Origin of the sequence: Psychrobacter sp. (genome assembly GCF_035469765.1) — a bacterium.
Taxonomy (GTDB): Bacteria; Pseudomonadota; Gammaproteobacteria; order Pseudomonadales; family Moraxellaceae; genus Psychrobacter.
Window position 1 is genome coordinate 1 of record NZ_DATIRM010000138.1, and the last position, 7825, is coordinate 7825.

Genomic DNA, 7825 nt, shown 5'->3' on the forward strand with positions numbered 1-7825 from the left:
TTGCCAGCATTTTTGAGCAATGGCTTGGTTTATATAGTGGTGAGATAAGGTTGAAGGATGAGGTTATAAGGATTGATAAAGTGATGGGGCTGGCAGAGGATCATTTTGCGAAGTGGTAGATAGGTTTCATATTGACTAGAGATTTATTTTAAACGCAGCCAAGCCTATAAATTTAGCGCTCAATTCCGTATAATCGTCGCTATAAAAACACCATTCATATCATGAATTTTATTCTATATCTGCTAAGGAACAACAATGTCTATCAAGTCTGACCGCTGGATTCGTAAAATGGCTCAAGAACACGGCATGATTGAGCCGTTTGAAGCGGGTCAAGTGCGCTTTAATGACGCAGGCGAACGTTTGGTCAGTTATGGTACCTCAAGCTATGGCTACGATGTACGCTGTGCGCCTGAATTTAAAGTTTTTACCAACGTGCACTCAGTAGTTGTTGATCCAAAGAACTTCGATGAAAAAAGCTTTATCGACATCGTTGGTGACGAGTGTATTATTCCGCCAAACTCGTTTGCATTGGCGCGTACGATGGAGTATTTCCGTATTCCACGTGATGTACTGACTATTTGCCTTGGTAAGTCAACCTATGCGCGCTGCGGTATCATTGTCAACGTCACACCACTTGAGCCTGAGTGGGAAGGTCATGTCACTTTAGAGTTCAGTAATACCACTAATCTACCGGCACGTATTTATGCAGGCGAAGGCGTTGCGCAAATGCTGTTCTTCCAAAGTGATGCTGATGACGTCTGTGAGACCAGTTATAAAGATCGCGGTGGTAAATATCAAGGTCAGCGCGGTGTGACATTACCAAGAACGTAGCAAAGAGAATAATGGTTGTTTTTAACCATTTAGCTCATCTAAAGTAGTAATAAAAAAGCCAGTCATATTTGATGTGACTGGCTTTTTTATATATTAGATTTTATTACTTTAAGACTTTTAAACCGGCTTTATTATCGCGCTTGGGTTTAGGAGCGGCAACGTTCGTTTTAGAGCTACTACTCGCAACGGCTTCCTCTTCGGGCACATAATTGTCATATTCATTGGGATCAAAAAACATCCCTTGAGAGTTCTCTTTTGCGTAGATACCTAGCACTGCCGTCAGTGGCACCCAAATTTCTTGTGATACCCCACCAAAGCGCGCGCTAAAATGAATATAATCATTTTCCATGCTCATATTACCGGTAGCACGGCTGGCAATATTGAGTACGATACGACCATCTTGCACATGCTCTTTTGGAATCTGTACATTGTCAGCAGTGGCATCGACCATTAGATATGGCGTCAGCGCATTGTCTTCTATCCATTGATACAGGGCGCGCACCATATAAGGACGTGTTGGAGTAATAGATGTGGTTTCTTCGCTCATCTTTGGCTTCCTATATTGACGGTATTAAATAAAGGTTAAAGGTATCAGCGGCAAAATATTATTTATAGAAATTCATTTGCGCTTCATTATTTGTTATTTTAAGGCAGCGTTTGACTGTTGTCTAATTAGCGCACACTTTTTTGAAAGCTATCTCGCTCAAAGATACGTTTTTGATAGTCAAGTAGGGGACGGCTAATAGCACGCGGCAGCTCGATGCCCATCTCTTCCAATCGCCAAAGCAGAGGTGCTAATAGCACGTCACACCAGCCAAATTCATCTGCCATAAAGTAAGACTTATGAGCAAATAGTGGTGATATAGTGATGAGCGAATCGCTCAGCTGTTTTTTAGCCATGGCAGCTTGGGCTTTATTGAAGCTATCTGGATGCATAAGCAGTCGCTTACCGAGTGCTAGCCAATCGCGCTGAATACGCCATGCTAATTGTCGGAACTGTGCTCGCTCTTGCGGCGTCTCAGGCAGGAGTTTGTTGGCATGATAACGCTCTTCAAGGTATTCAAAGATGACGTTAATCTCATATAGAGCAATCTCACGCTGCTGTAGAACAGGTAAGGTATGATAGGGGTTTAACTCAGTCAAATCCTCTGGGCGCTCAGAATGCAAACGTGATAAATAATAATCGAGCTTCTTTTCTTCAAGTAATAGGCGTACCACATGACTGTCGTAGCCGTCATCAGCGTATAAAATTAGCTGACTACTTGGAATGTCATTCGCATCAATCATGAAAGCCTAATGTTAATAGTAAAGCCTGTCATCGTAAACAATGTTGCTGTATTTATCAAGGTAGCGTGCGTAAACACTGTCGCTTAAAAATTTGGCGCTTAGCTTACTTTTAGTAGCTCATTTATGAGCGCTCAAAACAATAAAAAAGCACTACCGAAGTAATGCTTTTTCATAAATTCTCAATATCGGTTATTTGATATCTTTCCAGAACTCTTTGTTCAATAAGTAAACTGGAATCAATAATACTAACAAGAATAAAATCACAAAGAAGCCAATCACTTGACGGTCATGACGAACAGGCTCAGCCATCCACGCCATAAAGTTAACCAAGTCACCCACTTCAGATTCAAACTCTTCTTGACTGAGTTCTTCTTGCATATTATGCAAGACATGAGGCATAGCAGCATTGGCGAGCACTAAGTTATTAGCGCCCCAAGGACGGCTTGGATCTTCGTAGAAAGACAATAGGTAAGTATAAACCCAGTCATCGCCACGCAGTCTGGTTTCAAGCGACAAATCTGGCGGCGCAGCGCCAAACCATGAGGCTTGTACTTCAGGATCGATCTCAGCATTGATATGATCACCGATTTGATCGGTGGTTACCATCAGATACTTTTCAACCAGCTCAGGTGGTATCTCTAAGTCTTTAGCAATGCGCGAATGTCGAACGTACTGTGCTGAGTGACACCCAGCGCAATAGTTCATAAAGTTTTTCGCACCGTTTTGTAGCGAGCCCTTATTGGTAAAATCAATAGGGGCTGTGCTACAAGCTAAGTGTTCTACCACACCTTCAGCATTGGTAAACGTACCGCAGCCACTACCTGCTGCTAGTGCCGTACCAGCAGTCAAGGTTAATGCCGCGCCTAAGCCTAAACCTGCTAGGGATTTTATTAGCGTGCTCATTAGTGACCTCCGGTAACGCGTTCTGGTGGCTGTTTACACTTCTCAATAGAGGTATAAATTGGCATCAGTAAGAAAAACAAGAAATACAAGACAGTAAAGATACGAGCCATCACTGTTGCTGTTGGCGTCGTTGGCGTCGCACCTAAATAACCTAATACTAAGAAGCTAATCGCAAATACGGTTAGGGCAATTTTAGATAAAATACCTTTATAACGTATCGAGCGTACTGGTGATCTATCGAGCCATGGCATCAAGAACAATACGGCAATCGCGCCACCCATCGCAATCACACCACCAAGCTTATCAGGAACCGCACGTAAGATGGCATAGAAAGGCGTGTAGTACCATACTGGCGCAATATGCGCTGGTGTTTTCAGTGAATTCGCTGTCTCAAAGTTTGGTGGCTCAAGGAAGAAACCGCCGCCTTCTGGGAAGAAGAATACCACTGCAAAGAACAAGATAAAGAAGACAACAATACCAACCATGTCATGCACAGTGTAGTACGGATGGAATTCAATACCATCTAATGGCACACCGTTTTTATCTTTTAGCTTCTTAATGTCAATACCATCAGGGTTGTTTGAACCCACATGATGCAGTGCCACTAAATGCATAAAGACTAAGCCGACAAGTACAAGCGGAATCGCCACAACGTGTAGAGCAAAGAAGCGGTTTAGTGTGATACCTGAAATAATGTAATCGCCACGAACCCATTCAGCAAGACCATCGCCAATCACAGGCAGAGCAGCAGGAAGATTAAGAATAACCTGTGCGCCCCAGAATGACATATTGCCCCAAGGAAGTAGGTAACCGAAGAAACCTTCCGCCATCAATGCTAGGTAAATACCCATACCGATGAGCCAAATAAGCTCACGTGGTTTTTGGTATGAACCATATAGCAAGGCTCTGAACATATGCAAGTAAACAACCACGAAGAACGCAGATGCGCCGGTTGAGTGCATATAACGGATGAGCCAACCGCCTTTGACATCACGCATGATATATTCAACAGACGCAAATGCCCCTTCGGCACTTGGGTTGTACATCATTGTTAGCCAAATACCAGTCACCAATTGGTTGACCAGTACGACCATTGATAGCACGCCAAAGAAGTACCAAAAGTTAAAGTTCTTTGGTGCATAGTACTTTGACATATGATATTCATAGGTTTCAGTCGCAGGAAAACGCGCGTCCACCCAATGCATTAACTTTTTACCCATGCTCATATTAAGCCTCCCCAATCGTCAAGATGGTACCATCTATGTTGTAATCTGGGACAGGTAAGTTGAGCGGTGCAGGTACACCACTATAAACGCGACCTGCTAAATCGTATTTAGAGCCATGACATGGGCAGAAAAAACCGCCATACCAGTCATTACCACCCAAGTCAGCCGCGCCAACATCAGGACGGTAGTTTGGTGCACAGCCCAAATGCGTACAGACGCCTTCTACCACCAATACTTCTGGTGAGATAGAGCGTTCAGGATTTTTACAGTACTCAGGTTGCAAAGAGGCATCAGAATCAGGGTCAGACAATAATGGTTCTACTGACTCAAGCAACGTCAGCATCTCTTCAGTACGCTTAACCACAAAGATAGGTTTGCCACGATATTTGACGACAATCATCTGTCCTGCTTCGATAGAACCAATATCTTGGGTCACTGCCGCACCGGCAGCCTCAGCTAGAGCGCTTGGGGTCCAAGAGCGGACAAAAGGTGTTGCCACAGCAGCTACCCCAGCTGCACCAATTACGGCAGTCGAGGCAATAAGAACTCTACGGCGTTGTACGTTAACGCCTTCGGCATGGCTCATTAATACTTCCTCCAGGTGAATGAAATGGGATTATCCCACACTGGGTTTGCGGCTTAGAATAGAAACAACTATCAAGCCACGTTAGCTGTGCCTAATTTTGCTAATTGTTGCTATTCTAAGCTATTTTGGTCATAAAATAAATTATTGTGTTAAAAATAAAGCAACCTCGATAGGGCACGCTACAACGTTAAACAAGACAATCAAGACATAACATCTTGATTATCATTGTTTAACACCGGCTTTATCTCAACAAAAATGTTATGAGTAATGACCTTATAAATGATAAGGGTATTCGGCAATAGCGAATGATACTTGAAATTACGACAATGTTCACTAACTTTCAGCACATCACTACTTTGTAAGTCGCTGTGACGCGATTATCACCACTTTATATTATGAAATGATGATAATTGCGTACGTAAAGACTTATATTAGCTCTCGAGCGTATTCCAACGTTCAAGTTTGATCATCATCTCATCTTCAATGGCGAGTAGACGATCACTAGCAGCCGTTGCCGCATCAAAGTCTTGATTAAACCAAGTGCCATCCGCCAGCTTTTCTTCTAGCTGAGTTTGTTCAGCTTCTAAAGCAGCAATCTCTTTCGGCAACGCATCAAGCTCACGCTGGTCGTTAAAGTTGAGCTTTTTAGTAGCATTATTAGGCTTTGCTGCTGCCGCTGATTTATTGGCAGATTTACTGTTGGCAGTATTATTAGAAGACTTAGCTGCCTTAGAAGCTTCTTCGCGATTCTTTTGTACCAAATATTCTTGATAGCCGCCGACATACTCGCTGACCGTCCCTTTACCATCTTCATCAGTATCAAATACCCAAGTAGAGGTGACGACATTATCCATAAATGAGCGATCATGGCTAATGAGTAAAATCGTACCGCCAAAACTTGCGACTGATTCTTCTAATAGCTCAAGTGTTGCCATATCCAAGTCGTTGGTTGGCTCATCGAGTACGAGGATATTAGCAGGTTTTAAGAGTTGCTTGGCAAGTAGCACGCGGTTACGCTCACCACCTGATAAGGCTTTTACTGGTGTACGTGCACGCTCTGGGGCAAATAAGAAATCTTGTAAGTAGCTCATAATGTGCGTCTTACGACCACCAACTTCAACGAAGTCTGAGCCTTCTGAGACGTTTTGTGCCACACTGGCTTCAAGATCTAACTGATCACGCAGCTGATCAAAGAAAGCGATTTTTAGGTTAGTACCTAATTCAACGCTGCCCGTTTTGATGACATCGTCGTCAGACATATCGAGTAGGGCTTTAATAAGTGTGGTTTTACCTGCACCATTAGGACCGACGATACCGATTTTATCACCGCGCATGATGGTGGTACTAAAGTTATCGACCAACACATGGTCGTCATACTGTAGATGTAGGTTTTTAACTTTACAGACCAGCTTGCCGCTCTTCTCGCCTTGACCCATCGTAATATTGACATTACCAACTTGTTCACGGCGGTCGCCACGCTCTTCACGCAACGCTTTTAGCTCACGGACACGACCTTCGTTACGGGTACGACGTGCTTTGATACCTTGGCGAATCCAAACTTCTTCTTGGGCTAACTTTTTATCAAAGTTGGCATTATTCTTTTCTTCAGCCAATAACTGTAGCTCTTTTAGCTCTTGGTAGCGTGCATAGCCACCTTCGCCTTGAGTCACGTCATAGCTGGTCAGTTGACCGCGATCAAGCTCAATAATACGAGTCGACAGTTTATTAACGAATGCTCTATCATGGGTGACGAATAACAATGTCAGACCTTGCCAATCTAATAAAAAGCGCTCAAGCCATTCAATACTATCAACGTCCAAATGGTTGGTCGGTTCATCAAGGAGTAATACATCAGGTTTAGTCACTAACGAGCGCGCTAATAAAACACGGCGTTTACGACCACCAGAGAGAGACGATAAGTCATCTTCTGGATCTAAACCCATCGTCGTGATAAGACGGGTGGCTTCACGCTCCAAATCCCAACCATGTACTGCATCGATATCATGCTGCAAATCTGCCATACGCTCGCAGGCATCCATATCACCATTGGCACATAAATCAGTTTGGGCATTATAGTTGATCAGCAGCTCGGCAGTGCGTTTGCTACCACCCATGACAATATCTAAAATTCTACCGCTGGTCTCGGGCACATCCTGCTCAAGCATGGCGACGCGCACACTGTTATTAATAATAACTTCGCCGCTATCAGGTAGCAAGGTGCCATTAATCAGTTTAAATAAGGTGGATTTGCCTTCGCCATTACGGCCAATCAAACACACGCGCTCGCCTGCATCGATAGCAAAGTCAACGCCGTCAAGAACGGGCGCGACGCCAAAAGCGAGATGAATATCTTTTAAATGTATCAGTGCCATAGAATATCTTAAGCTTATATAATAGAGAGATAGGGGTTGTTGCAAAATTTGCATCAGTATAACATGCTGCCACCTAACTGTAGTGTGCGTAAATAGAATTATCAGCACAATTCAATCAGCAGAATTTCTTGTCATAGCGTAAACATTTTGCCGCTACCTTAGACATCGCCCTAGTATCTTATTATCGAGAAAAATATGAACGAAACAAACTCAGAAAATAAAAATGTATCCATTATTCAAACTGATAATTCAGCCAATGAAGCTGGCTTACAGTCACAGCTGATTGAGTTGCAGATGAATATGGCTCATCTTGAGCTCACGGTAGAGCGACTGGATGAGGTGATTACCCGTCAAGACAAGCATATCCACACCCTACAGAGGCAGTTGCAGTTTATATATAAGCAAGTTGAGAGCCAAGATAGTGATGGAGGTGTGGCACCATTTGATGTGATGGCAGATAGACCACCGCATTATTAAACACATCTCTCTTTAGATAAGCGCACTATTATTTATATTTATCTCCCCCGCCGTAAAACCACGCCGTTCAGGGCGTGGATGTAAGGCGGTTTAGTCAGGTGTGTTCTGCTGCTCAATATACCGCCTTAATATGTCGATAGGCG

The 7825-nt window shown here is 43.5% G+C and carries 8 protein-coding genes; 2 read left to right on the forward strand and 6 right to left on the reverse strand.

What is annotated here, in order from left to right; genetic code table 11:
- The first annotated feature begins 255 nt into the window (after nt 1-255).
- Nucleotides 256-831 (forward strand): dCTP deaminase, encoded by a 576-nt coding sequence (gene dcd, locus VLN09_RS03930; RefSeq protein WP_325243883.1) that lies wholly within the window; start codon nt 256-258, stop codon nt 829-831.
- 103 nt (nt 832-934) lie between these two features.
- Here dcd and VLN09_RS03935 read toward each other — a convergent pair whose 3' ends face one another.
- From VLN09_RS03935 to VLN09_RS03960, 6 genes are all read right to left on the reverse strand, one after another.
- Nucleotides 935-1378, reverse strand: coding sequence for a ClpXP protease specificity-enhancing factor (locus VLN09_RS03935; protein WP_325243884.1), 444 nt, complete (start codon nt 1376-1378; stop codon nt 935-937).
- A 125-nt stretch (nt 1379-1503) separates the two neighbouring features.
- Nucleotides 1504-2118 (reverse strand): glutathione S-transferase N-terminal domain-containing protein, encoded by a 615-nt coding sequence (locus VLN09_RS03940; RefSeq protein ID WP_325243885.1) that lies wholly within the window; start codon nt 2116-2118, stop codon nt 1504-1506.
- Nucleotides 2119-2307: 189 nt separating this feature from the next.
- On the reverse strand, nt 2308-3021 hold the full coding sequence (locus VLN09_RS03945) for a cytochrome c1 (RefSeq protein ID WP_325243886.1): 714 nt from the start codon (nt 3019-3021) through the stop codon (nt 2308-2310).
- Nucleotides 3021-4241, reverse strand: coding sequence for a cytochrome b (locus VLN09_RS03950; RefSeq protein ID WP_414709080.1), 1221 nt, complete (start codon nt 4239-4241; stop codon nt 3021-3023). The genes VLN09_RS03945 and VLN09_RS03950 overlap by 1 nt, the downstream gene beginning before the upstream one ends.
- A gap of 7 nt (nt 4242-4248) precedes the next feature.
- A complete protein-coding gene (petA, locus tag VLN09_RS03955) occupies nt 4249-4833 on the reverse strand; it encodes a ubiquinol-cytochrome c reductase iron-sulfur subunit (protein WP_325243887.1) in 585 nt (194 codons plus the stop codon).
- Nucleotides 4834-5264: 431 nt separating this feature from the next.
- A complete protein-coding gene (locus tag VLN09_RS03960) occupies nt 5265-7205 on the reverse strand; it encodes an ATP-binding cassette domain-containing protein (protein WP_325243888.1) in 1941 nt (646 codons plus the stop codon).
- A 195-nt stretch (nt 7206-7400) separates the two neighbouring features.
- On the opposite strand from VLN09_RS03960, the gene VLN09_RS03965 reads away from it, so the two are divergent.
- Nucleotides 7401-7682, forward strand: coding sequence for a SlyX family protein (locus tag VLN09_RS03965; protein ID WP_325243890.1), 282 nt, complete (start codon nt 7401-7403; stop codon nt 7680-7682).
- Nucleotides 7683-7825 lie beyond the last annotated feature (143 nt).